The organism is Lysinibacillus sp. CD3-6 (assembly GCF_006351725.2).
GTDB lineage: Bacteria > Bacillota > Bacilli > Bacillales_A > Planococcaceae > Lysinibacillus.
In genome coordinates this window covers 1,198,440-1,223,582 of record NZ_CP085880.1, presented here as the reverse complement: position 1 = coordinate 1,223,582, position 25,143 = coordinate 1,198,440, and the positions used below count along the sequence as shown (strand labels likewise).

The following is a 25,143-nucleotide window of genomic DNA, read 5'->3' as shown; positions in this document are numbered from 1 at the left end:
ATCCTCCTACTCTATCGTCGGAAACATTTTATGTGGTTTCATGTACCCTTCCTTAGTCGGATGGGCTTGATAAACCGCAAATGCTTTCCCTTTGATTCCAAACACAATTTTATCATGCACCTTTAATAATGCATCTGCTGGAAGCACTTGTCCATTGAAAATTTCTTTTTCATTAGCGGAAGTTATTTCAATATATGGATAGTCAGATAAGGCATATTCTACAGGTAGAATACATGTATTAATTTGTTCAGTTTCCATTAATTCGGCAACTTGTGCTAGTGTAAAGCAATTGTCTTGCGTAAAAGTACCTGACGCTGTTCGAACAAGTGCTTGCATATGTGCAGGATAACCAAGTGCTTCACCAATTTGCACAGCAAGTGTACGAATATATGTCCCTTTGCTACATGAAATCCTTACAGGGAACGTAATGTCCTGCCCTTCGTATACTTCCTGATCGTCTAGTAACTCTAAAGCATAAATTGTTACCTGTCTTGTTGGTCTTTCAACAGTCTCACCTTTACGTGCATATTCATATAAACGTTTACCATTTACTTTGACAGCTGAAAACATCGGTGGTGTTTGATTAATGATACCAGTTAAAGACGCTAATACATCGAGTAATTCTGCACGTGTAAACGACTTAATTGTGTTATCTTCTGCAACTGTTTCTCCTTCGGCATCTTCAGTTGTCGTTGTTCGCCCAATTGAAATTACTGCCTCATAAGTCTTCCCTGCATCTGTTAAATATTCTGCGATGCGGGTTGCCTGTCCGATACAAATTGGAAGAACACCTTCCACTCCTGGATCTAATGTGCCCGTATGGCCAACTTTTTTTGTACGCAATATTTTTCGTAATTTAAATACGCAATCATGACTTGTCATGCCACGTTCTTTCCAAAGCGGTAAAATACCGTTCATAAAAATCCTCCTTAAACAAAATTGCATAAAAAAAGTCTGCCTGCATGAAAATGCATGTGGCAGACTTTTACTGATTTGCTTATTCTTTGTGTAAACCACGTAACAATGAATCAATACGGTTACCGTATTCAATCGATGAATCGAATTCAAAGATTAACTCTGGTGTTCGACGTAAACGGATACGAGAACCAATTTCTGAACGGATAAAGCCAGCAGCTTTTACTAAAGCTTTTAACGTTTCCTCACGTTCGCGTTCATTGCCTAAAGATGTAATATAAATCGTCGCTTGTTGTAAATCACCAGTTACATCTACACCAGTAACAGTAACGAAGCCAACACGCGGATCTTTAATTTTACGGCCAATAATATCACCAAGCTCTTTTTTCATTTGCTCAGCAACACGGTTTGAGCGTAGAGACATAATTAGTCACCTCAATTTCGATGTTCAAATATTTGCGCTAAAGGTGCTGTTAGCGTTTGTTGATACGCTCAACAGACATCCTGCATTCACAAATATTTTTACTGCTTATAAATAGTCTCGCCACACATTAAGCTGTTCCCATGAAGGATTTGACTCTAAATAATGTAGTGCATGATTGATTTCACGCTCCGCTGCTTCTTTCGAGGAAGAAACAGCAACTAGCGCTAATTTCGTACGTTGCCATACATTTTGGTGGTCAATTTCTGCAATGGAAACATTAAACTTTTGTTTTGTGCGAGTAATCATACGCTGTAAAACAGCGCGCTTTTCCTTTAACGAATGGGCAGTTTGAATAATGAATTCTACCTCAACGTATACAATCATTATGCACGTTTAACTTCTTCCATAATGTAGGCTTCAATAATGTCGCCTTCTTTAATGTCATTGAAGTTTGTAATTGTAATACCACATTCGTATCCTCTTGCAACTTCTTTTACTTCGTCTTTGAAACGTTTTAATGTATCTAATTCGCCTTCGAAAATCACAACGTTATCACGGATGACACGAACGCCTGAGTCACGTGTTACTTTACCTTCTGTAACATAAGAACCAGCAATTGTACCCACTTTTGATACTTTAATTGTTTGACGAACTTCCGCTTGACCAATAATTTTTTCTTCAAATTCTGGGTCTAGCATACCTTTCATCGCTTGCTCGATTTCTTCGATTACTTTATAAATAACACGGTGTAGACGAATATCTACGCCTTCTTCTTCCGCTGCACGTTTAGCGTTAATATCAGGTCGTACGTTGAAACCGATAACGATTGCATTCGATGCTGCTGCAAGAGAAATATCTGATTCTGTAATTGCGCCAGCGCCTGTATGAATAATTTTCACATTTACGCCTTCAACATCAATCTTCATAAGTGAAGCAGCCATCGCTTCTACAGTACCTTGAACGTCAGCTTTAACGATTAAGTTTAACTCTTTCATTTCGCCTTGGCTCATTTGTTCGAATAAGTTATCAAGCGTTACACGTTGTTTTTCAGAACGTTGTGCTTGAATAGCTGTCATTGCACGTGTTTCCCCAACTTGACGAGCTGTTTTTTCATCTTCGAATACAACGAAGCGGTCACCAGCTTGTGGCACATCGTTTAATCCTGTAATTTCAACTGGCGTTGATGGGCCAGCTTCTTTCACGCGACGACCTTTATCGTTGACCATTGCACGTACGCGACCATAAGCGTGACCAACTACGATAGGGTCTCCAACTTTTAACGTACCATCTTGCACTAATAGTGTTGCAACAGAACCACGACCTTTATCAAGTTGTGCTTCGATTACAGTACCAAGTGCTAAACGATCTGGATTTGCTTTTAACTCTCCAACTTCAGCAACAAGTAATACCATTTCTAACAATGTGTCAATACCTTCACCTTTTAATGCTGAAATAGGGACGAAAATTGTATCGCCACCCCAAGCCTCAGGTACAAGTGCATGCTCAGTTAATTCTTGCATTACACGATCAGGGTTTGCTGATGGTTTATCCATTTTGTTAACAGCAACAATAATTGGCACTTCTGCTGCTTTAGCATGGTTAATTGCTTCAACTGTTTGAGGCATTACACCATCATCAGCCGCTACTACTAAAATTGTTAAGTCTGTTACTTTCGCACCGCGCGCACGCATTGTTGTGAAGGCAGCATGCCCAGGTGTATCAAGGAAAGTAATCTTTTTGTCGCCTTCAGTTACTTGGTATGCACCGATATGTTGTGTAATACCACCTGCTTCTCCAGCAGTTACTTTTGTATGACGGATTGAGTCAAGTAACGTTGTTTTACCATGGTCAACGTGACCCATAATAGTTACTACAGGAGGACGTTCTGATAATTCAGCTTCATTAGCTTCCTCTGTTTGTTCGAAGTGCGTTTCTAAATCCGTAATATCTACACGAATTTCTTCTTCAACTTCTACACCGTAGTCTGCGCAAATTAACTCGATTGCATCCTTATCTAATTCTTGGTTAATTGTAGCCATTACACCAAGCATAAATAATTTTTTAATGATTTCAGATGGCTCACGGTATAATTTTTTTGCTAATTCAGCTACAGAAAGTGATTCTACAAATGTAATTTTTTCTGGTAATTCTTTTTGTTTCATTGGAATTGATGGTTGATGCGTTTTTGGATGACGGCGTTTACCGCCGTGAATTCCTGGTTTTGGACGTTGGTTGTATCCACCGCCGCCTCTACGATTATTATTATTATTGTTATTATTATTATTTTGTGTCATATTTCGATTTTGATTACCTTTTGTATTCTTAGATTTTTCGTTAGACGAATTTGAGTTTTGTTGCGTTTGTTGATTGTAATTATTCGCTTTCGGCTTAGAAGTAGCAGACTGCTGCTTTTGTCCATCTTGCTTTTTCACCGATTGCTGTGGTTTTTGTTGTCCATTCGCTTGAGATCGTTGTGTTACATTTTGAGTAGGTTGTTTTGCGTCTCTTTTATCTGTTGGTGCTTTAAATGATTGGTTTAACTTCACCACTGTATCGTTCTCCAACATAGACATATGATTTGTTACACTCACATTTAATTTACTTAGCGCTTCAATAACCTCTTTACTCGATTTATTCACTTGTTTGGCATATTCATGAACTCTGATTTTGGTCATCTGCTCACCCCCGATTATTTTTCGTTGAGTAGACTAGACAATTTACTTGCAAAACCTTTATCGGTAATAGCTAAAGCCACTCGGGCCTCCTTACCTGTAGCATGTCCTAGATCATAACGATCGCCAATTACATGATACTCAACGTTGTAATAAGTGCATTTATCTTGAATTTTTTTATTAGAGTTTTTAGAAGCATCGTTTGCGAGTAATACTAGCTTAGCATTACCATTGCGAACTTCCTTTACTACTAACTCTTCACCTGAAATAACTTTACGGGCTCTAGCCGCTATACCAAGCAAATTAAACACTGCTTGATTGGTCATAAAATAGCCTCCCGACGAATGAGCATTAAAAGCTCTTCGTAAATCTCTTCAGGAATTTTTGCTTCAAGCTGATGCCCTAATACATTTTTCTTACGCGCGATGTCAACAGCCTGCTCAGACTTGGAAACATAGGCGCCACGACCAGGTTTTTTCCCTGAAACATCAACGCTTACCTCGCCCTCTTTCGAGCGAACAACACGAATCATTGCTTTTTTTGGTAGCATTTCTCCAGTAGCTACGCATTTTCGAAGTGGTACTTTTTTACTAATCGCCATAAGAATCACCTTTCCTCTCTGAAGCTTCGTAAGAGGTGGACTAGCCATAACCAATACAGCAAGGTGGCATTTTGTGATTTGCCCATTGTGGAGTACAATCACGCATCTCAAAATCCTGAACCTTTGCCTCAGCTTCTGGCTTTATTCAGTCGGCCTGGGAACGCCCACTGAATAAAGCCAGGTGACCAGTCACACGGGCTTTCTTACTTATTCTTCGTCGTCTTGATATAAGTCAACTGCAGCTTCTTCGTAGTCGCTATCTTCAGCAGGTACGAATGTGCTTGTTGCAGATGGATAAATACCTAACTCACGTGCATCTGTTTCACTTTTAATATCAATTTTCCAGCCAGTTAATTTTGCAGCTAAACGAGCATTTTGACCACGTTTACCTATTGCTAACGATAATTGGTAATCTGGCACTACAACAGTTGTTGATTTTTCTTCTTCATTTACTTGCACATCTAATACTTTTGAAGGGCTTAGTGCATTTGCTACAAATACAACAGGATCTTCTGACCATTCAACGATATCGATTTTCTCGCCGTTAAGTTCATTGACAATTGTTTGTACACGCGCACCTTTGGCACCAACACATGAGCCTACAGGATCCACTTCTTCGTTATGTGCATGGACGGAAATTTTAGAGCGATCCCCTGCTTCACGAGCAATAGATTTGATTTCGACAATGCCCTCATAAATCTCAGGCACTTCCATTTCAAATAGACGACGTAATAAGCCTGGGTGTGTACGTGAAACGATTACTTGTGGTCCACGCGTCGTACGTTCAACTTTTGTAATATAAACTTTAATACGATCATGCGGGTTGTACGTTTCACCTTGAATTTGTTCGTTTTGAGGTAATGCAGCTTCTACTTTACCAAGACCTACGTAAATGTTACGTGCATCTAAACGTTCTACAACGCCTGTTACGATATCATCTTCTCGATCTACGTATTGCTCATAAATTAAACCGCGTTCTGCTTCACGAACACGTTGTGTAACAACTTGCTTCGCTGTTTGTGCAGCAATACGTCCAAAATTACGAGGTGTTACTTCTTGTTCAACAATATCTTCTAATTGATAAGCAGGGTTGATAGCCTTTGCATCTTCTATTGCAATTTGTAAACGGTCATCGTCAACTTCTTCAACAACATCTTTACGTGAAAACACACGAATTGAGCCTTTGTCTAAATTTAAGTCTACACGAACATTCTGAGCTTGGTTAAAGTTACGCTTGTAAGCTGTTACTAATGCAGCCTCAATTGCTTCAATTAACACATCTCTTGAAATTCCTTTTTGTTCTTCCAGCGCCGTTAGCGCATCTAACAAATCACTACTCATTTTATTTTCACTCCTAAATATGCATTATGCTGAAAAATCGATGGCAAGTCGTGCCAAAGCGATTTTTTCTTGTTCAATGGTTACTGTAATTTTTCGGGTTTTAACGGGTACTTCCATCACTAATGTATGTTCATCATAAGATGTTAAGTAGCCTTGGAATTCCTTCATGTCCTTAATAGGCTCATAAGTCTTCACATAAATATACTTGCCAACGGCTTTTTTAAAATCAGTATCTTTTTTTAATGGACGTTCTGCACCTGGTGAAGATACCTCTAAATAATAATTTTGTGTAATAGGATCTTTTTCATCCAACAGTAAACATAGTCGTTCACTAACTTGAGCACATTGGCCAATGTCAATTCCACCCTCGGGTGTATCTACATAAACACGTAAAAACCAGTTACGTCCTTCTTTCACAAACTCAACATCCACCAACTCAAGATTTAACTCTTCGACAATCGGCGTAGCAAGTTCTTCAATTAAAGATGGTACTTTGCTCATTGTTTCCTCCTGCGTTTTTCAATTTCAGGCGTAATAAAACAGAAATTCCACCAGTAAGGTTGGTGAAATTTGACGGTCTTACCTGCTGTTAGTCTAAAAAATTTGCTTTGCTTCGGTATAACAACAGAAAAGAGCGGGAATGCCCCACTCTTTTGCTGGAAAACTATCAACAAATTATTACCATAAGAATAGCACAATTCACGCTACAATGCAAATGAGCTTAATTTACGTTTCGAGCGCTTCCTAGAAAAGCGATAACTGATTCGCATCAGGCATGCCTTCCAGACAACCTAATTGATCCATATACTCAATTAATGTTTTCGACACACGACCTCGTTGTTGTAAATCTTCTTTCGATAAAAACTCGCCATTCTCACGTGCAGCTACAATTGTTTTGGCAACGTTCGTTCCGAGTCCTGGAATCGCATCAAAAGGTGGGATTAAGGAATTGCCATCAATAATAAACTCACTAGCTTGCGAACGATATAAATCAACCTTTTGGAAGTTCATGCCTCGCTCACACATTTCTAGTGCAAGCTCCATTACCGTCAGTAAGTTTTTCTCTTTTGTAGAAGCATCTAGGCCTTTGATGTTAATTTCATCTATTTTTGCACGAATCATTTGTGAACCTTGTGTCATCGAAATTAAATCAAAATCATCTGCTCTTACTGTGAAGTAGGCAGCATAATATAAGATTGGAAAATGCACTTTAAACCAAGCAATACGTACTGCCATTAAAACGTAGGCAGCGGCATGGGCTTTAGGGAACATATATTTTATCTTTTTACAAGATTCGATATACCATCCAGGTACTTTATTTGCTAGCATTTCTGCTTCAAATTCTTCTGATAAGCCTTTCCCTTTACGAACTGACTCCATAATTTTAAAGGCTAAAGACGGTTCAAGTCCTTGGTATATTAGATATACCATAATGTCATCACGACAGCCGATTACTTCTTTTAATACGCATGTTCCATTTTGGATAAGCTCCTGCGCATTACCTAGCCATACATCCGTACCGTGCGAAAGTCCTGAAATTTGGACAAGCTCTGAGAATGTAGATGGCTTTGTATCTTCTAGCATTTGACGGACAAATCGTGTACCGAATTCTGGAATACCTAATGTACCCGTCTTACACCCAATTTGTTTTTCTGTCACCCCTAGAGATTCAGGCGAGCTAAAAATTTTCATAACGAACGGATCATCTGTTGGGATTGTTTTTGGGTCAATTCCAGATAAATCTTGTAACATCCGAATTACGGTCGGGTCATCGTGCCCAAGAATATCGAGCTTTAAAATATTGTCATGAATAGAGTGGAAATCAAAGTGCGTTGTTTTCCATTCAGAATCCTGTGCGTCTGCTGGGAACTGTACTGGCGAGAAATCATAAATATCCATATAATCTGGTACTACAATAATCCCACCTGGATGTTGCCCTGTTGTCCGTTTAACGCCTGTACAGCCCTGTACTAAACGGTCTACTTCAGCACCACGGAAATGCAGATTGTTGTCGCTCGCATAACCTTTCACATAGCCGTATGCTGTTTTTTCCGCAACAGTACCTATCGTTCCTGCACGGAATACATAATCTTCACCAAACAAAACCTTCGTATAGTTGTGGGCTTGCGGTTGGTATTCGCCTGAGAAGTTCAAATCGATATCAGGAACTTTATCCCCTTTAAAACCAAGGAACGTTTCAAACGGAATATCTTGCCCATCTTTTTTATATGGTGTGCCACATTCAGTACAATCTTTGTTTGGCAAGTCATAGCCCGAGCTAACCGAACCGTCATTGAAAAACTCGGAATGCTTACAATTTGGACAAATATAATGTGGTGGTAATGGGTTTACCTCTGTAATTTCCATAAAGGTTGCTACTAATGAAGAACCTACCGAACCACGCGAACCTACTAAGTAACCGTCAGCAAGAGATTTTTTTACGAGCTTTGCGGAAATTAAGTAAATAACACCAAATCCATGGCCTAAAATCGACTTTAATTCTTTTTCAATACGTGCTTTTACGATTTCAGGTAATTCCTCACCATATATACGATGTGCCATTTCATACGTTAAATTTGTTACTTCATCATCGGAGCCTTCAATTTTTGGCGTATATAAATCGTCCTTAATCGGCTTGACATCGCCAATCATATCAGCGACCTTTTGCGTATTTGTCACAACTATTTCTTTCGCAAGATCAGGACCTAAAAAGTCAAAGTCCTTCAGCATCTCATCAGTCGTTCTAAAGTGTACTTCAGGAAGCTTGGATTTATTTAATATATTGGCGCCCCCTTGGGAACCAATTAATATTTGTCTAAACATGCCATCGTTCGGATCTAAATAATGAACATTGCCAGTAGCGACTACAGGCTTATTCATTTTTTTCCCCAATTTAACAAGCTTGCGTATTATATCTTCAATTGTCCACTCATCACGAACGACATTACGTTCAATTAAAGGTGCATAAACAGCCTTTGGTTGCACTTCGATATAATCGTAAAATCTTGCAACTTTTTCTGCTTCCTCTGGGGATTTATTCATCATTGTCTCAAACACTTCACCGTTACTACAGCCTGAACCAATTAGTAGCCCCTCTCTATACTGTTCCAGTGTAGAGCGTGTTACCCGAGGGACACGGTAGAACGTTTTTGTGTGAGAATGGGATACGATTTTAAATAAATTTTTCAAACCGTCATTATTGACTGCTAAAATCGTACAATGCATCGGTCGCGCCTTTTTATATGCATCGCCACCACCAACATGCTTATTGAAATCATCGTGATATTTTATGCCTAGTTCATCGGCTTCTTTTAACAGATGCAGCAATAAATAGCCTGTCGCTTCCGTATCATAGATCGCACGGTGATGCTGCGTTAATTCAATACCGAATTTTTTACAAAGTGTATTTAAACGGTGATTTTTCATTGTTGGATGGAGCAAACGGGCAAGTTCTAGTGTATCAATTACTGGGTGAATTGTGTCTTCAAGTCCGTATTTTTTATAGCCAGTATATAAGAAGCCCATATCGAAAGATGCATTGTGTGCCACAACGATAGCGTCCTCAATAAAAGCATGGAACTCATGGATAACTTGTTCCACTTCAGGTGCATTGCGTACCATATCATCTGTAATGCCCGTCAGTTCGATAGTCGTTGCTGACAGTGCATGATGTGGATTGGCAAAACTTTCGTATTTATCAATGACATGGCCACCTTTAATTTTTACTGCTGCGAGCTCAATAATTGTATCGTAGGCAGTAGAAAGACCTGTCGTTTCGACGTCAAAGACCACATAAGTTGCTTCGTCTAATGCACGATGCTCAGAAGCATATGCAATAGGTACACCGTCATCCACTAGATTTGCTTCCAAACCGTAAATAACTTTAATGCCATGTTTTTTCCCCGCTCCATATGCATCAGGGAAAGATTGCACTACAGCATGGTCTGTTATCGCAATCGCTGGATGGCCCCATTTAGCAGCCTGTGCCACTAATCTATCTACTGGCGTCACTGCGTCCATTTGGCTCATCGGTGTATGCAAATGTAACTCTACTCGTTTTTCACCTTCTGGCGCTTTATCTTGTCGTGTTTCTTTTTTTATTTCATTAATATCATTTGCCATCACAATTAAATCACGAATAAAGGTATCGGTTTGCACCGAGCCACGCACTTTTACCCACATACCTTTTTTCAAATGTTGCATCAGTTCTGCATCGTCATTATCACGCGAGAACATTTTGACAACGATTGAATCGGTATAGTCGGTAATTTTAATTTGAAGAAGTGAGCGGCCACTTTTTAACTCTCTGATTTCTGTATCAAAAACAAAGCCTTCAATAATGACGCGTCGTTCTTCTTCCACAATGCGCTTAATTTCCATAATTTCATCATCTTTAATTTGCATACCAAGCTGGAATGGACGATCGCCAAGCGCTGCCAATGCTGGATTGTCCTTTTTCTCCTGCTCACGTTTTTGGAAGTCTTGCATCGCTTGCTGTGCCATTGCTGCTTCCTCTAAACGTTTTTGCTCGATAAAGGCTTGCTGCGCCTCACGCATCTCATCCGTTTCCTCTTGGAGCATAAAATCGAACGCTATTTGCGGAAAACCAAATTGACTGTAACTCATTGCAAGCTTTTCTGCATATTTTGTTTTCAGCATCATTAGCTCCATGTCCTGCTTGCAGGATACCATAATTTTTTGCCCATTCCACATTGGGATTTGCGAAACAAGGCAGTTTTTTAACGGTGGTGCCATATCGTCGATTTGCTCAATTACTGTTAGCCAATACGTTTGGATAAGTTCTTCCGTAACATTTTTTTCAACTGTTTCAAAGGTTGTTTCAATTTGCGCAATAGCAGCGAATTTTTCAGCTAGATGTGTACGAAATAGTTGATATAACGGAAATGGAAGTATGCCACGTAATTTAATATTAAAATGCCAGAGTCTGTTCTTTTTATGCACCGTTAGACGTGATAACTCGCCTTCTTCAAAAAAAGACATATATACATCATCTGTTAACTCTAGTTGTTGCAAGAGCATTCGTAATCTCTGTCTTGCTTCTTGTTGCTGTTCCAATCGGTCGACACCTACTTTCATTTAAAGAGAAGGAGGCAGCCCTAATAGCCTCTTGTTCTATTTTTATCTAGCGAATACTATTCAAATTTGAAGCAAAAAAATTCGCTCCCTTTCCACGGGCAAATCCGCAAATCTCACATTGTTTTGTTCAGTGAGATTTGCTTGGCTTCCCGTAGGAGTGTCGCGAATTCGTTTGCTTAATCCTCATTCTTCATTAAAAGATGCTATTCGTATAAGCATCTATATCTTTTGAGTTTAACCTTCCCAAAGGATATTAATTTTTACGGAAAAATTCATTTAAGCGATCAATGACCTCTTCTTTTTTCCATTCAAAAGTTTCGCCTGTTTGACGGAATTTTACTTCGACAACGCCTTCAGTTGCCTTTTTACCAACTGTTACACGAACTGGTAAGCCAATTAAATCTGCATCAGCAAACTTCACGCCTGCACGTTCAGCACGATCATCTAAAAGTACATCATAACGATATGATTTTAGTAAGCCATATAACTCATTTGCTAATGAAACTTGTGTTTCATCTTTCGTATTAACAGGCACTACATGAATATCATATGGCGCTAATTGTGTAGGCCAAGTGAAACCATTCTCATCTTGGAAATGTTCCGCTACAGCAGCTAATATACGTGATACCCCAATACCATAGCATCCCATAATAAACGGCTGTGCCTTACCTTGCTCATCTAAAAATGTTCCATTCATTTTTTCAGAATATGTTGTACCTAATTTGAAAATATGACCAACTTCGATACCTTCTGCAAATTTAATGATACCTTGTCCATCAGGAGATGGGTCTCCTTCTTGAATAAAGCGAATATCTAAGTATTCATTAATGGCAAAATCTCGCTCTGGGTTTACATTAACAAGGTGGAAGCAGTCCTCATTTGCACCAGCTATACCGTTACGAATTGATTTAATGGCATGATCCGCAACAACTTTTACGTCTACTGGTAATTTTACAGGTCCGATAGAACCTACGCCACAGCCTAGTAACTGACGAATCGCCGCTTCATCAGCAAGCTCTACAGAACCAGCATTTAGCGCATTTTTTAATTTAATATCATTTATTTCATGATCACCACGAGCAAGGACAACAACTAATTCATCATCTATATTAAATACTAATGACTTAATAACATTTGATGGTGCTACTTGTAAAAATGCAGATACTTCTTCGATTGTTTTTTGATCTGGCGTTGCTACTTTTTCAAGGTCTTTTACTTCTTCGTTAGTTGGTTGATACTCTACAGTCACTTCTGCCATCTCGATATTTGCTGCATAATCTGAAGTATCAGAGTAAGCAATTGTATCTTCTCCAATTTCAGAAAGCACCATAAATTCATGGGTACCTTTACCACCGATTGAGCCAGCATCCGCAATTACTGCACGATAGTTTAAGCCTAGGCGTGAGAAAATATTAGAGTATGCACGATACATATCTTCATATGTTTCATCTAAGCTCTCACGTGAAGCGTGGAAAGAATATGCATCCTTCATAATAAACTCTCTTCCGCGCAATAAGCCGAAACGAGGACGTTTTTCATCACGGAATTTTGTTTGAATTTGATAGAGTGTTAATGGCAACTTTTTATATGATTTTATTTCATCACGCACTAAAGTAGTTATTACTTCTTCATGTGTTGGTCCTAAGGCAAAGTCACGATTATGACGATCTTTTAATCGCATAAGTTCTGGACCGTATTTTTCCCAACGGCCTGATTCTTGCCACAGTTCAGCAGATTGCAATGCAGGCATTAATAATTCGATTGAGTTAATGGCTTCCATCTCTTCACGAATAATATTTTCGATTTTTGTTAACACACGTTTTGCAAGCGGTAAATACGAATATACCCCACTTGTATTTTGACGAATAAACCCTGCACGTAATAATTGCTTATGTGATTTTACATCTGCATCCGCAGGTACTTCACGTAGCGTTGGGATAAATGTTTTACTTTGCTTCATTCAGTGTTCCACCTTTTTAATAAATAAATTTATACTCTAATTAGCATAAACAAATTTAGCTTTGAACGCAATGTTTCAAAAAAATTGCGTTCAAAGCTATTTTACAATTTAATTTCACTTTAGCAAAACCTTGGCTCAAGTTTATTTTGTATAAGCTTAAGACATTGGAAATACGAAAGCAAACTGTCGTTTAATTTTGCTAGAAGAAGAATCGTTGAATATCGTTCCATGTTACAACGACCATTAATATCATCAGCAATACGATGCCGACGAAGTGAACCATTCCCTCTTTTTGACGATCAATTGGTTTACCCCTTACAGCTTCAAAGCCAAAGAACAAGAGCCGTCCGCCATCTAACGCTGGAAGCGGTAAAAGGTTCATAATACCAAGGTTAATGCTTAACATAGCTGCGAAATTCATTAATGCGAAAATGCCCCACGCTGCAACTTCCTCAGTCGTTTTATAAATACCTACTGGTCCTGATAATGCATCAATTGTAAATTGCCCCGTAATGAGCATACCTAATAATTCAAAAATCCGAACTGTCATATTATACGTTTCTTGTGCTCCGTAAACGACAGCCTTTATAGGATTAAATACACGAGGACTTTCATACTTAACACCAATTTGCCCGACAGTCTCGCCGTTCTGCTTAACGCCTTTCACTGTCATGTTAAGATTTTCTACTTGTCCACCGCGCTCAACAGTTACATTAATATTTTGGTCAGGGCGCTTTTGTACAATGGCAGCTAAGTCTTGCCATTTTTCAACAGCTTGTCCATCGATAGATGTAACCTTATCCCCCGCAAGCATCCCTGCCTGTGCTGCTGGATCGTTTGCAACTACTTCTGTAATAATAGGCTCATATGTTGGGACACCATTTAACAAGCCAATTAGTATATAGATGAAAAAGGCTAGTATGAAGTTAAATAATGGTCCAGCAAAAATTGTCATTGCACGTTGACCAACTGTTTTTGCGTTAAACTGACGATCATATGGCGCAATTACTGTTTCTCTACCATTTTCTACAACTACACAATCTCTTGCCACACTATAACGAACTAAATTTTCCTCTTCATCATAGCCTTCAATAAATAACTCTCGTTCTAAGTCAGCACGTTCCACTTCTAAAAATAATAAATCTGGCAATTGTTTATTATTTTGATTAAAAATGATTTTATTCACGATATTATCTTCATTGACAATTATCCCTACACGGTAACCTGGCTGTAATTCAACACCATCCATGTCCTCTCCTGCCATGCGGACATATCCACCGATTGGCAATAAACGGACTGTATAAATTGTTTCACCATGCGTCTTACCATAGATTTTCGGACCCATACCAATTGCGAATTCACGAACCATAATTCCTGCACGCTTCGCAAAAAGGAAGTGACCAAGTTCATGGAAAAACACGAGCAAGCCAAATATTAAAATAAACGCAACGGCTGTTTGCATAATACCCCACCTCTTTTAAAACGAATAGTTAACGATAGCTTTCTGTCTTAATTATTTTACCATGTCTAACACTATTTTTCTTGTTTCTCTGTCCACATGTAAAATTGTTTGTAAATCTGGAACTAAAATATTATTGTGTCCCTGCATAATACGTTCAATTGTTTCATCAATTTCAAGGAAAGTTATTTTTCCTTGTAAAAATGCTTCGACTGCTGCTTCGTTTGCCGCATTCATCGCAGTTAAAATCGTACCTCCTGTACGCCCTGCTTCAAAGGCTAATCGCAAAGCTGGGTAGCGTTCAAAATCCATTTCTTTAAAATGAAGCTGACCAATTTGCGCTAAATTAAGTCGTTGACCATTATGAAGCGGTATACGGTCTGGATAACTTAAAGCGTACTGGATAGGGACACGCATATCTGGTGTACCAAGCTGAGCAATAACACTAGTATCATGATACTCAACTAGAGAGTGAATAATACTTTCTCTGTGTAAAAGTACATCAATTTTATCATAAGGCATATTAAACAAGACATGTGCTTCTATGACTTCAAGCCCTTTATTCATCATCGTAGCGGAATCTATCGTTATTTTCGCGCCCATCGACCAGTTTGGATGATTGAGTGCATCCGCAACCGTCACATGTTTTAACTCTTCACGCGTTTTGTCGCGGAAACTACCACCAGAAGCTGTAATAATTAAACGCTCAATATTTTTTGGATTTTCACCATTCATTGATTGGAAGATAGCAGAATGCTCACTATCAACTGGTAATATTGGAGCATTGTATTTTTTCGCTTCTGCCATCACTAAGTGTCCTGCCGTTACAAGCGTTTCCTTATTGGCAATGGCAATAGTTTTGCTCATGCGAATTGCAGCTAGTGTGGATTCAAGACCAACGCTACCGAGCACTGCATTGACAAGTATCGTCGAATCAGGATGTGTAGCAACCTCTACAAGCCCCTTTGCACCGAATGTGAAATGTACATGTGGGTAGTCTTTTGCTAGCAAACGTGCATCTTCCTCCAGCTGAACAGATACAAGTTCAGGCTGTAAGGTTTCAATCATTTCACGTGTTTTTTCTATGTTTTTTCCTGAAGAAAACGCTACAAGTTGAAATGCATCACGTTGTTCTTTTAAAATATCATAGGTTTGCCAACCGATAGATCCAGTTGCACCCAATAAACTAATTTTTTTCACGACAAAACGTCCCCTTTTTCTATCTAAGCGAATTAATGTCTTTATTCGCATATTCATCAATCACATTGAAATCATTTTTCATGAAATAAACTCAACTCAATTTGCTTATTTAGCTACCGAAGAGATGTAAAAAATGGAGTAAAGGCACTACGAATAGCAAACTGTCAAAGCGATCTAAAATCCCGCCGTGCCCTGGTAAAATATTGCCCGAATCTTTCACGTCAAAGTGTCGCTTTATAGCTGACTCCACTAAATCACCCATTTGTCCAATGATGGAAGCAAAAATCGTAATAAATATTAGTGAAACATATCCATTGGCAAATGGATAAATTGCTTGCATCGCAATCGCAAAAATAACTGCAATCACAATCCCACCAATAAAGCCTTCAATCGTTTTCTTCGGTGAAATTTCTGGCCATAGCTTATTTTTACCTAATTTTCTACCTACAAAATATGCGCCAGAATCTGTTGTCCATACAACAAGTAAACAATATACAACAAATTCAAGACCGTAGCTTCTCGTTTCAATTAAATAATGGAAGCCTAATCCTACATAAAACGCGCCAAGTAAAATAAAGCCAACTTCGTCAAATGTAATTTTATTTTTTACTAGGACAACATAAATCAGTAAAAGCATTACGAGTCCATAAATAACCATTAATACAGATGAGTAGCCAATTGCATGTACTACCTCATTTGCCCAGTTATTTGGTATTACGAGCATAATAAGGGTTAGTAAGCCAACCAACCCTGGTACAGAAAAAATCGAAATACTTTTCATCTTTAGTATTTCATAAAAGCCTACAACAGCCATTGCAAGCACAAGTAGTGTAAATGGCACTTTTCCATAAATGACAAATGGAATAAACAGTGCCGCTGCAATGATTGCTGTAATTATTCGCTGTTTCAAGATGTTTCTTCTCCCTTCAACCCACCGTAACGGCGATTACGTTTTTGATAGTTTTCCACCGCTTCCAGAAAGTTTTCCTCGCTAAAATCTGGCCACAATGTATCTGTAAACCAAAACTCTGTATAGGCGAGTTGCCATAACATAAAGTTACTTAATCGTACTTCACCACTTGTACGAATTAGTAAGTCAGGCTCTGGTAGATGAGCTGTCATTAAATGAGATGTCATACATTCCTCATTTATGTCTTGTATTGTTAATTGACCGTCTTGAATTTTTTGAAGCATCGCTTTCATGGCGCTCACCATTTCTGAGCGACTGCCATAATTCAAAGCAAAATTTAAAATTAACCCTGTATTATGCTTCGTCTCCTCCATAGCCTCATACAATGCTTTTTGTGTATGTGCTGGTAAGAGCGACGGATCCCCAATCATTTCAACACGCACATTGCGCTCCATCATTTCCGGTAAAAAAGAACCCAAAAATTCAACAGGTAAACGCATCAGAAAATCGACTTCTGGTTTTGGTCGTTTCCAATTTTCAGTAGAGAACGCATACACTGTTAATACTTTTATTCCAAGATCAGATGCAAATCTAGTTACCTTCCGTACCGTCTTCATACCTTCATGGTGCCCAGCAACACGTGGCATGGCGCGTTTTTTAGCCCAACGTCCATTTCCGTCCATAATAATCGCTACATGGGCAGGAATCGGCTCGCTTTTCGAAAGGGCAACACGTTCCTCCAATGATAGTATATCCATATTTACTTGTTTACCTAATAGCTTCTTAAACATGCTAACTCCCCCACTACAACTAATCGGACGTATACTAACCTATCATAACAAACAAAAGTGCCTTTTGTCTTTTTTTTCCCTCTAATTGACTATGTATGAACTACCTTATTTTAGAACAACATATATCTCAAAGAAAATCATGTCTTTCTACATTCAACAGCTGCTAGTAAGTCTGAAAAAACGGTAACTAGTTTACTAGTGTTACTTCAGTAAACCTTACAGCTCATACATTTCAAGTGAGAATTGTAGCATCGATAAGAATGAATACTTTTATAATAAAAGAGAAAAGACGTCCTGTAATATATAGGACGCCTTCATCTCATCAAAAAGTTCCATCTTAGAAATGTAAAGCGCCTGCTTACACTTCTAGAATTTCTTTTTCTTTTTCTTTCGCTACTTGATCTACTTTCACGATGAACTCATCTGTTAATTTTTGAATATCATCACCATATCCACGTAAATCGTCTTCTGTGATTTCGCCAGCTTTTTCAAGTTTTTTAAGATCATCATTTGCATCGCGACGAACATTACGTACTGCGATTTTTGCATCTTCTGCTTCTTTTTTCACTTGTTTTACAAGATCTTTACGACGTTCTTCTGTTAATGCAGGAATCATTAAACGAATAACAGAACCATCGTTAGTCGGTGTAATACCAATATCTGATTTCATAATTGCTTTTTCGATTTCACCTAAAATTGTTTTATCGTAAGGTGTAATCACTAGCAAACGAGCTTCTGGTACAGCAACACCCGCAAGTTGGTTAATCGGTGTTGGTGCTCCATAATAATCTACAGAAATACGATCTAGTAGAGATGCGTTTGCACGACCAGCTCGGATTGATGCTAATTCACGGGAAAAAGCAGCAATTGATTTATTCATTTTTTCTTTTGCTTGATCTAATACTTGTTTAGTCATTATGCATTCCTCCTAACAACTGTTCCAATTTTCTCGCCTTGTACGGCACGTTTAATATTACCTTGCTCCGTAATTGAGAAGACAATTAACGGAATATCGTTATCCATACATAATGTAGAAGCGGTAGAGTCCATTACTTGTAACCCTTGCTGAATAACGTCTAAGTATGTGAGTGTATCATATTTGATGGCAGTAGTATCGACTTTAGGATCTGCAGAATAGACACCATCTACATTATTTTTCGCCATTAAAATAGCATCTGCGTCAATTTCAGCTGCTCTTAATGCAGCTGTTGTATCTGTAGAGAAGAACGGGTTACCTGTACCTGCAGCAAAAATAACAACACGTTTTTTCTCTAAATGACGAACTGCTTTACGACGAATATATGGCTCTGCTACTTGTGTCATCACAATAGAAGATTGCACGCGTGTTTCGATGCCTAATTTTTCAAGAGCATCTTGTAATGCTAATGAGTTCATTACCGTTGCTAGCATTCCCATATAGTCAGCTGCCGCACGGTCCATGCCCATTTCACTACCTATTTTTCCACGCCATATATTACCGCCACCTACAACAACAGCAACTTCTACATCAAGATCTACTACTTCTTTTACTTCTTCTGCAACAGACTTGATAATTTTTGGTGATAAACCGAAGCCAGCCTCTCCTGCTAACGCTTCACCACTTAGTTTAATAACTACTCGTTTATATTGTGGCACACTCATTGTAAACCTCCGTCAGACATTTATTTAAAACATTTCTTTTCCTTTTCCATTATAGTATATCTAACAATAATTGCTAGCTGTGAATAATGGTAATAGAAAATTCTTGCGTTTTCTCGCTCTTTTCGGAAAAATAGGGAACACGTTATGTTGTGTTCCCCATTTTTGTCTAGAAAATCTAGTTATTATTTGATTAGGATCAAATGTAAGCCAATCCATCAAGTGAACTAGTCTACAAATTAGTTACCTTTAACTTGGTTCATTACTTCTTCAGCGAAGTTATCTTCACGTTTTTCAATACCTTCACCAACAGCATAACGTACGAAGCCAGTTACAGTACCACCAGTTGTAGCAACGAAGTCACGTACTTTTTGGTCTGAGTTTTTAACGAATGATTGGTCAAGTAAGCAAACGTCTTCGAAGTATTTACCAAGACGACCTTCAACCATTTTTGCAACGATGTTTTCTGGTTTACCTTCGTTAAGAGCTTGTTCAGTTAACACTTTACGCTCACGTTCAACTTCTTCAGCAGAAACTTCTTCACGAGAAACGTAAGTTGGGTTAATAGCTGCGATATGCATAGCGATATCTTTTGCAGCTGCTGCATCTGTAGAACCTTCTAAAGATACTAATACACCAATACGTCCACCCATGTGTAGGTAAGAACCGAATGCATCTGCATCTGTTTTTGTTTTAATTTCGTAACGACGAAGTGTAATTTTTTCACCGATAGTTGCAACTGCTGTTGAAATTTGGTCAGAGATTTTTACACCTTCTGCATTTTCAAGCTCTAAAGCTGCTTCTACTGATGCTGGTTTAGCAGCAAGTAATTGCTCAGCTAAAGAAGAAACTAACACTTGGAATTTATCGTTTTTCGCAACGAAGTCAGTTTCAGCGTTTACTTCAAGAATAATTGCTTCGTTACCTTTTTCTAGAATATAAGTAGTACCTTCTGCAGCGATACGGTCAGCTTTTTTAGCAGCTGAAGAAAGACCTTTTTCACGTAGGAAATCGATTGCAGCTTCTAAGTCACCATCAGTTTGTACTAACGCTTTTTTACAATCCATCATACCAGCGCCAGTTTTTTCGCGTAATTCTTTTACTAATTGTGCAGTAATGTTTGCCATTTAGTGTTGCCTCCTCAAATTGGTTAAACTATTTTAGTGATAGGTTCTAAAAAAGGTGATAAGGGTTCTGAGCCACTTATCACCTTTTTGTAAACGTGAATTACTCAGCAGCAGCTTCTGTAGCTGGAGCTTCTTCTTCACCTTGTTTTGACTCGATTAAAGCGTCAGCCATTTTAGCAGTTAAAAGTTTAACAGCACGAATAGCATCGTCATTAGCAGGGATAACATAGTCGATTTCATCTGGATCACAGTTTGTATCAACAATACCTACTAGAGGGATGTTTAATTTACGAGCTTCTGCAACAGCGATACGTTCTTTGCGTGGGTCAACCACGAACATAACGTCTGGAAGATCGTGCATATCACGGATACCGCCTAAGAATTTAACTAGACGTTCGTGTTCTTTTTTAAGTTGGATTACTTCTTTTTTAGGAAGAACTTCGAAAGTTCCTTCTTCTTCCATTTTTTCGATAGCTTTCATACGTGCAACACGTTTTTGGATTGTACCGAAGTTTGTAAGAGTACCACCTAACCAACGTTGGTTGATGTAGTAGTTGCCTGAACGTTCAGCTTCGTCTTTGATCGCTTCTTGTGCTTGTTTTTTCGTACCAACGAAAAGAACTTTACCACCGTCTTGACCAACTTGACGCATGAAGTCATAAGCTTCCTCTAATTTTTTAACAGTTTTTTGTAAGTCGATGATGTAGATCCCGTTACGTTCAACGAAGATAAATTTCTTCATTTTTGGGTTCCAACGACGAGTTTGGTGACCGAAATGTACACCAGCTTCAAGTAATTGTTTCATAGAAATTACTGACATGTGAATTTCCTCCTAGAATGTTTGGTTTTTTTCCTCCGCATTTATCGTTTGCAACAAGCTACCCTAATCTTAGAGCACCACTTACTACATCAAAATGCGTGTGTAGTAATAACACCATTTGCAACTATATCACAGCTTTATAGCATTCGCAACTGTTTTAACTATGAAATTTCAATAATAGCTCGATTTCTGTCTTCCCTTTTTGAAGCTTTTTCGCAATTTCCTCCGCTGTTTTCCCTTGCTTTGCCATTTGCACAATTTGTTGTTCCAATGTTATCGGTTTTTGTTCTTCCTTTTGTACCGCAACTGGCGTCGAGGCAGTGGCTTGCATCGGTGTCCCTGCTCCTTGTTGTTGGCGTGAGTAAGCGTTTGCTACAATAGTTTTCGGCATTAAAATGCGTGGCTCGCTAACATCCTTTTGTACACTTTCCGCCTGTGTCAAAGGCTGTCCTTGATCTTTTTGCACAGTAAGCGGCTTTTGGTGTTGTCCTGTACCATTTGTTCTTTCGGGCTTTGGTACGACTTGTAACGCTTGAATAAGACGGTTATTTTCATCCTTCATTTCGGTTAAATATAGACTGATGGAGTCATCCATTTCCCGCATTAAACGTTCCTGCTTTTTTTCTAAATCTTTGAATTTCGCTAATTTCGTATTTAATATAATAATGAAATAAAATGATAGTAGCTGCAATACAAAGAGAACGACTATTAGTATGGTTGTCATAGTAAACTCCTATCCACTAAAATCTACGAAATTACCTTTGAAAGGATGCTGAGCTTGTTTTTCTAGTTTTTCGTTAGGATGTTTTTTCTTTTTGCGAGTGCCTTTTATATATTCGCCACCCGCTTCTTCCTCTTCACTAATCTCAGCCATCCCTTCTGAAGTATTTACAGCTTTTTGCTTGCGCTCTATTTCCTTTTTTAGCGCTTCATTTGCGTGTGCTTGTTGAGCTAAAGTTTGTTGTTGTGCCTGATCTGCCATTTTACCCGCTTCAAACGTTTTTGGTAGAGCAATTTGTAATTCGACACCTTTTAAACTCATATTATTTCCTCCCTCAACAATACTTTCTAGAATGCTTACGCATTGATAATTTCACTAGATAATAGCTTACGTAACTTAAATAATGCCTTTGAGTGAATTTGTGAAATACGCGATGTCGACAATTCGAGCATTTCTCCAATTTCAGTTAAAGTTAATTCCTCCGTATAAAACAAACTCAGTACGAGCTGTTCTTTGTCGTTTAGCTTTTGTATATTTACCGCTAAATCATCGAGTAATTCTGATTTTATTACGACCTGCTCAGGGGTCTTTGTCGTATCGTCACGAATTACAAAGGACTTTCCCTCAGCTTCCTCCTGGTCTTGTTGCTCATTTATAGATAGTACATTCGAGAAGAAATGCTCCTGTACAGTTTGGTAAATATCATCCACAGGGAGCTCCATATGTTCTGCAAGCTCCTCAGGAGTCACATGACGCATAAATTGTTGTTCTAATTGTTCAATTTTGGCATCCAACTTTTTTGCCTTTTCTCGCGCAGAGCGTGGTAACCAATCTTCTTTCCGTAAGCCATCAATTATTGCGCCTCTCACTCTAAAAGAAGCATATGTATCAAATTTTAAGTCTCGATTTATATCAAATTTATTTAATGCATCAAAAAGACCTAACATACCTAAGCTTGTTAAATCGTCTCGAGATACACTCTTAGGTACACCTGCACCGATGCGTTGTACATGGTAGGTTACAAGAGATGTATATTTTTTTATTAGTAAATCGCCCGCATCTGGATCCCGTTCATTAATCCATCGATTCCACAGCTTTTGTTCATCGTTTAGATTTGGTTGTGTCATAAAATCCACCTCTCTTTTAAAAGCATGTTGCACCTGTTTGAACGGACTTTTGTGGCCCCTGAATGCTCCAAGGCGTGTTTATTGCCGTCGCTGTAGTAAGTGCTTTGCATTATGAAAAAACAGCATGTATATCAAAAGAATCATACTTATCCTATTTTGAGTAGTCTGCTTACAATGACTGACAAACGTAGATACAAACCTATACCATTCTTTCCTTTTATTATAACAAGATTCGACTATAATTTCATATGATTCTCTAACACTATTCTATTATTAACAGCTCTATCATTTTTGGGCATAAGAAAACTGCCCCTAATCATTAGTCTATTGCTAACGTTAGAGGCAGTTCAAAGTGTTTTTGCTTTATGCATTTACTTGTTGTTCATCTTCACGATTCAGCATCGTTCGGACAACTTGTGCAATATCTTCCGTGCTTTCATCTTGAAACTCAACCGTCGAGCTTGTAGAAGCCGTTTCTTCACTTTCCTCGTCCGAGTGGGTAGAACTTTTTTCTTCAAGATCGCTATCCGCTAGTGATTGATCAGCATTGGGCGTAAATAGCACATACGCAATTATAAACCTAACAATGTACATAACAAAAAATACGATAATTGCTACTACAGATGAACCTATGATGATACGCAATGGCGTTAATGGTTGTTGCAACGTCAAAAAGAAATAAATAGAAAAGGCAATTAACGCCCCCCACAGGTTATAAAAGATAGAACCAAACATTATATTTCACTCACTCCTTGGTTAACTGTTCGAATATGTAATATCGACGTAGCAGGATTAAACTCAATAGTTCGACCGCTATTACCGCCTGTATTTTCGGCAATTAAAGGAATTCCATGACGCTTTAATTCAAACTTGACTGCCTCTACATTCCGAGGGCCAATGCGCATTGAATCTTTGTCTGATGTAAATTGAAACATTTGCGCACCCCCAGCTATTTTAGCTTTTAGTTTAAATTTTTGAACACCCTCTAGTTTTAATAAATCTATCATGGCTGCAATGCCTGTATCCGCAAATTTCGCTACGTTTATCGACTCTGATCTCCCAAGACTAGAGTCAGGTAGCATCACATGTATTAAACCAGCTATTTTCTTTGACTCATCGTATAAAATAACGCCTACACAAGAACCAAGCCCTGAGGTTCTAATTGTGTTTGGCAATTTTGCTACATCCATTTGAGCAATTCCCACTTTTATAACTTGACCATTCGTGTTTGTGTTTAGCATAGGCTATGAAACTCCTAATGCTTTAAAAATAGCATCAAAAGAATCAGGATCAGGTAATAAGAAGAAGTGTCCTCTTACGGTTTCATGATCCTCTACACCGTCTTCAAAAATGGATGTATTTATTACGATAACATTATCACTGACATGTGATAATTCAATTAAGCCAATACTGATAATAGCCCCAAACATATCTACACTTAGACCTGGTACAGTAGGATAAATTTTTAAATTTGTAAAATCTGATAAAGCTGATAAATAAGAACCAGATAAAATATTCCCCATTTCCTGCATAGCAGATAAACCTAATTCAGAAACAGGTGTTTTTTTAAAGTCGAATGATTCATCCTGTATTAGACGACGAATAAAACGATTAGCTTGTTCGATAGGAAGAATGAAGAACATGCTTCCTTCAGCATCACCTTCGATGCGTAAAAAAATCCCAACAACGACGTTTTCAGAGCCACCAGCTAGTTCCATCATGTCGTTAAACGACACCATTTCAACCTTTGGTACACGCATATCGATTTTTTTACCAAGCAAATTGGAAAGTGCCGTTGCAGCATGTGCGGCACCAATATTTCCAATTTCTTTTAATACGTCTAAATGTAGTGATGTAATCTTTTGATTAAATGTCATAATCGTATCCCTACTTTAGTGGATTTAATACTTTCTCTAAATGCAATAAAATTAATAATCGCTTGTCGATTTTCGCTACACCTGAAATAAACTCTTCTTCTAGAGATCCTACTACTTCTGGTTGTGGCTCAATAGAGCTCGCTGGAATATCTAACACATCATTAGCTGAATCTACAACAAAGCCTACTTCCATGTCTTCTAATGAAATAATAATAATACGAGTCGTTTCTTCATGGTCAGAAATTGGTAACTCAAAACGTTCCCGTAAATCAATAATCGGCGTTACGACTCCTCGTAAGTTAATAACGCCTTTTACATATTTTTCTGTTTTAGGTACTCGTGTAATATGCATAAGTTTCTCGATACCTTGAACATGTGATACAGGAATCGCATATTCCTTATCTGCTAATTGGAAAACAATCACTTTTATATTTTCTTGTTCAACTGCATTTGTCATGGTTAA

25 protein-coding genes are annotated in these 25,143 nt (G+C 38.3%); all 25 read right to left on the bottom strand.

What is annotated here, in order from left to right; translation table 11 throughout:
- Positions 1-6: 6 nt before the first annotated feature.
- On the bottom strand, positions 7-918 hold the full coding sequence (gene truB, locus FH508_RS05705) for a tRNA pseudouridine(55) synthase TruB (RefSeq protein ID WP_173477721.1): 912 nt from the start codon (positions 916-918) through the stop codon (positions 7-9).
- A 79-nt stretch (positions 919-997) separates the two neighbouring features.
- The gene (rbfA, locus tag FH508_RS05700) at positions 998-1,339 is read right to left on the bottom strand and encodes a 30S ribosome-binding factor RbfA (protein ID WP_024361990.1); all 342 of its coding nucleotides are present in this window, start codon (positions 1,337-1,339) and stop codon (positions 998-1,000) included.
- 105 nt (positions 1,340-1,444) lie between these two features.
- On the bottom strand, positions 1,445-1,723 hold the full coding sequence (locus FH508_RS05695) for a DUF503 domain-containing protein (protein ID WP_173477722.1): 279 nt from the start codon (positions 1,721-1,723) through the stop codon (positions 1,445-1,447).
- Positions 1,723-4,014: a translation initiation factor IF-2 gene (gene infB / locus FH508_RS05690; protein ID WP_173477723.1), complete on the bottom strand. Its 2,292-nt coding sequence runs from the start codon at positions 4,012-4,014 to the stop codon at positions 1,723-1,725. Before infB ends, FH508_RS05695 begins: the two co-directional genes overlap by 1 nt.
- A gap of 14 nt (positions 4,015-4,028) precedes the next feature.
- Positions 4,029-4,337 (bottom strand): YlxQ family RNA-binding protein, encoded by a 309-nt coding sequence (locus FH508_RS05685; RefSeq protein ID WP_173477724.1) that lies wholly within the window; start codon positions 4,335-4,337, stop codon positions 4,029-4,031.
- Complete coding sequence (gene rnpM / locus FH508_RS05680; protein ID WP_173477725.1) at positions 4,334-4,612, bottom strand: RNase P modulator RnpM; 279 nt, start codon at positions 4,610-4,612, stop codon at positions 4,334-4,336. The genes FH508_RS05685 and rnpM overlap by 4 nt, the downstream gene beginning before the upstream one ends.
- A gap of 207 nt (positions 4,613-4,819) precedes the next feature.
- Positions 4,820-5,953: a transcription termination factor NusA gene (gene nusA, locus FH508_RS05675; protein WP_173477726.1), complete on the bottom strand. Its 1,134-nt coding sequence runs from the start codon at positions 5,951-5,953 to the stop codon at positions 4,820-4,822.
- Between the two features lie 24 nt (positions 5,954-5,977).
- Positions 5,978-6,454, bottom strand: a complete 477-nt coding sequence (gene rimP / locus FH508_RS05670; protein ID WP_173477727.1) for a ribosome maturation factor RimP — start codon at positions 6,452-6,454, stop codon at positions 5,978-5,980.
- A gap of 243 nt (positions 6,455-6,697) precedes the next feature.
- A complete protein-coding gene (locus tag FH508_RS05665) occupies positions 6,698-11,029 on the bottom strand; it encodes a PolC-type DNA polymerase III (protein ID WP_173478116.1) in 4,332 nt (1,443 codons plus the stop codon).
- 274 nt (positions 11,030-11,303) lie between these two features.
- A complete protein-coding gene (locus FH508_RS05660; RefSeq protein ID WP_173477728.1) occupies positions 11,304-13,010 on the bottom strand; it encodes a proline--tRNA ligase in 1,707 nt (568 codons plus the stop codon).
- A 199-nt stretch (positions 13,011-13,209) separates the two neighbouring features.
- On the bottom strand, positions 13,210-14,472 hold the full coding sequence (gene rseP / locus FH508_RS05655; protein ID WP_173477729.1) for an RIP metalloprotease RseP: 1,263 nt from the start codon (positions 14,470-14,472) through the stop codon (positions 13,210-13,212).
- A 51-nt stretch (positions 14,473-14,523) separates the two neighbouring features.
- Entirely contained in the window at positions 14,524-15,669 is a 1,146-nt protein-coding gene (gene dxr / locus FH508_RS05650) for a 1-deoxy-D-xylulose-5-phosphate reductoisomerase (RefSeq protein ID WP_173477730.1), read from the bottom strand.
- Positions 15,670-15,778: 109 nt separating this feature from the next.
- Complete coding sequence (locus FH508_RS05645) at positions 15,779-16,579, bottom strand: phosphatidate cytidylyltransferase (protein ID WP_173477731.1); 801 nt, start codon at positions 16,577-16,579, stop codon at positions 15,779-15,781.
- On the bottom strand, positions 16,576-17,370 hold the full coding sequence (locus FH508_RS05640; protein ID WP_173477732.1) for an undecaprenyl pyrophosphate synthase: 795 nt from the start codon (positions 17,368-17,370) through the stop codon (positions 16,576-16,578). The genes FH508_RS05645 and FH508_RS05640 overlap by 4 nt, the downstream gene beginning before the upstream one ends.
- A 358-nt stretch (positions 17,371-17,728) precedes the next feature.
- Positions 17,729-18,286, bottom strand: a complete 558-nt coding sequence (gene frr / locus FH508_RS05635; RefSeq protein ID WP_173477733.1) for a ribosome recycling factor — start codon at positions 18,284-18,286, stop codon at positions 17,729-17,731.
- Positions 18,286-19,011, bottom strand: a complete 726-nt coding sequence (gene pyrH / locus FH508_RS05630; protein ID WP_173477734.1) for a UMP kinase — start codon at positions 19,009-19,011, stop codon at positions 18,286-18,288. The genes frr and pyrH overlap by 1 nt, the downstream gene beginning before the upstream one ends.
- A gap of 236 nt (positions 19,012-19,247) precedes the next feature.
- Complete coding sequence (gene tsf / locus FH508_RS05625; protein WP_173477735.1) at positions 19,248-20,135, bottom strand: translation elongation factor Ts; 888 nt, start codon at positions 20,133-20,135, stop codon at positions 19,248-19,250.
- Positions 20,136-20,235: 100 nt separating this feature from the next.
- On the bottom strand, positions 20,236-20,955 hold the full coding sequence (rpsB, locus tag FH508_RS05620) for a 30S ribosomal protein S2 (protein WP_024362006.1): 720 nt from the start codon (positions 20,953-20,955) through the stop codon (positions 20,236-20,238).
- 157 nt (positions 20,956-21,112) lie between these two features.
- Positions 21,113-21,679: a hypothetical protein gene (locus FH508_RS05615; protein WP_173477736.1), complete on the bottom strand. Its 567-nt coding sequence runs from the start codon at positions 21,677-21,679 to the stop codon at positions 21,113-21,115.
- Positions 21,680-21,688: 9 nt separating this feature from the next.
- A complete protein-coding gene (locus FH508_RS05610) occupies positions 21,689-21,997 on the bottom strand; it encodes an RNA polymerase subunit sigma (RefSeq protein WP_173477737.1) in 309 nt (102 codons plus the stop codon).
- Positions 21,998-22,032: 35 nt separating this feature from the next.
- Positions 22,033-22,803: a FliA/WhiG family RNA polymerase sigma factor gene (locus tag FH508_RS05605; RefSeq protein WP_173477738.1), complete on the bottom strand. Its 771-nt coding sequence runs from the start codon at positions 22,801-22,803 to the stop codon at positions 22,033-22,035.
- 363 nt (positions 22,804-23,166) lie between these two features.
- Positions 23,167-23,538 carry a hypothetical protein gene (locus tag FH508_RS05600; RefSeq protein ID WP_173477739.1) on the bottom strand — a complete coding sequence of 124 codons (372 nt, stop codon included), beginning with the start codon at positions 23,536-23,538 and terminating at the stop codon, positions 23,167-23,169.
- Positions 23,538-24,044 carry a chemotaxis protein CheD gene (locus tag FH508_RS05595; RefSeq protein ID WP_173477740.1) on the bottom strand — a complete coding sequence of 169 codons (507 nt, stop codon included), beginning with the start codon at positions 24,042-24,044 and terminating at the stop codon, positions 23,538-23,540. Before FH508_RS05595 ends, FH508_RS05600 begins: the two co-directional genes overlap by 1 nt.
- Before the next feature lie 3 nt (positions 24,045-24,047).
- The gene (locus FH508_RS05590; RefSeq protein WP_173477741.1) at positions 24,048-24,680 is read right to left on the bottom strand and encodes a chemotaxis protein CheC; all 633 of its coding nucleotides are present in this window, start codon (positions 24,678-24,680) and stop codon (positions 24,048-24,050) included.
- A gap of 10 nt (positions 24,681-24,690) precedes the next feature.
- The gene (locus FH508_RS05585; RefSeq protein ID WP_173477742.1) at positions 24,691-25,137 is read right to left on the bottom strand and encodes a chemotaxis protein CheW; all 447 of its coding nucleotides are present in this window, start codon (positions 25,135-25,137) and stop codon (positions 24,691-24,693) included.
- Between the last annotated feature and the right edge of the window lie 6 nt (positions 25,138-25,143).

What these genes read in the sequence shown, in the direction of transcription:
- truB (WP_173477721.1), bottom strand. Translation starts at nt 918, where the DNA reads ATGAACGGTATTTTACCGCTTTGGAAAGAACGTGGCATGACAAGTCAT.
- rbfA (WP_024361990.1), bottom strand. Translation starts at nt 1,339, where the DNA reads ATGTCTCTACGCTCAAACCGTGTTGCTGAGCAAATGAAAAAAGAGCTT.
- FH508_RS05695 (WP_173477722.1), bottom strand. Translation starts at nt 1,723, where the DNA reads ATGATTGTATACGTTGAGGTAGAATTCATTATTCAAACTGCCCATTCG.
- infB (WP_173477723.1), bottom strand. Translation starts at nt 4,014, where the DNA reads ATGACCAAAATCAGAGTTCATGAATATGCCAAACAAGTGAATAAATCG.
- FH508_RS05685 (WP_173477724.1), bottom strand. Translation starts at nt 4,337, where the DNA reads ATGACCAATCAAGCAGTGTTTAATTTGCTTGGTATAGCGGCTAGAGCC.
- rnpM (WP_173477725.1), bottom strand. Translation starts at nt 4,612, where the DNA reads ATGGCGATTAGTAAAAAAGTACCACTTCGAAAATGCGTAGCTACTGGA.
- nusA (WP_173477726.1), bottom strand. Translation starts at nt 5,953, where the DNA reads ATGAGTAGTGATTTGTTAGATGCGCTAACGGCGCTGGAAGAACAAAAA.
- rimP (WP_173477727.1), bottom strand. Translation starts at nt 6,454, where the DNA reads ATGAGCAAAGTACCATCTTTAATTGAAGAACTTGCTACGCCGATTGTC.
- FH508_RS05660 (WP_173477728.1), bottom strand. Translation starts at nt 13,010, where the DNA reads ATGAAGCAAAGTAAAACATTTATCCCAACGCTACGTGAAGTACCTGCG.
- rseP (WP_173477729.1), bottom strand. Translation starts at nt 14,472, where the DNA reads ATGCAAACAGCCGTTGCGTTTATTTTAATATTTGGCTTGCTCGTGTTT.
- FH508_RS05640 (WP_173477732.1), bottom strand. Translation starts at nt 17,370, where the DNA reads ATGTTTAAGAAGCTATTAGGTAAACAAGTAAATATGGATATACTATCA.
- frr (WP_173477733.1), bottom strand. Translation starts at nt 18,286, where the DNA reads ATGACTAAACAAGTATTAGATCAAGCAAAAGAAAAAATGAATAAATCA.
- pyrH (WP_173477734.1), bottom strand. Translation starts at nt 19,011, where the DNA reads ATGAGTGTGCCACAATATAAACGAGTAGTTATTAAACTAAGTGGTGAA.
- tsf (WP_173477735.1), bottom strand. Translation starts at nt 20,135, where the DNA reads ATGGCAAACATTACTGCACAATTAGTAAAAGAATTACGCGAAAAAACT.
- rpsB (WP_024362006.1), bottom strand. Translation starts at nt 20,955, where the DNA reads ATGTCAGTAATTTCTATGAAACAATTACTTGAAGCTGGTGTACATTTC.
- FH508_RS05615 (WP_173477736.1), bottom strand. Translation starts at nt 21,679, where the DNA reads ATGACAACCATACTAATAGTCGTTCTCTTTGTATTGCAGCTACTATCA.
- FH508_RS05610 (WP_173477737.1), bottom strand. Translation starts at nt 21,997, where the DNA reads ATGAGTTTAAAAGGTGTCGAATTACAAATTGCTCTACCAAAAACGTTT.
- FH508_RS05605 (WP_173477738.1), bottom strand. Translation starts at nt 22,803, where the DNA reads ATGACACAACCAAATCTAAACGATGAACAAAAGCTGTGGAATCGATGG.
- FH508_RS05600 (WP_173477739.1), bottom strand. Translation starts at nt 23,538, where the DNA reads ATGTTTGGTTCTATCTTTTATAACCTGTGGGGGGCGTTAATTGCCTTT.
- FH508_RS05595 (WP_173477740.1), bottom strand. Translation starts at nt 24,044, where the DNA reads ATGCTAAACACAAACACGAATGGTCAAGTTATAAAAGTGGGAATTGCT.
- FH508_RS05590 (WP_173477741.1), bottom strand. Translation starts at nt 24,680, where the DNA reads ATGACATTTAATCAAAAGATTACATCACTACATTTAGACGTATTAAAA.
- FH508_RS05585 (WP_173477742.1), bottom strand. Translation starts at nt 25,137, where the DNA reads ATGACAAATGCAGTTGAACAAGAAAATATAAAAGTGATTGTTTTCCAA.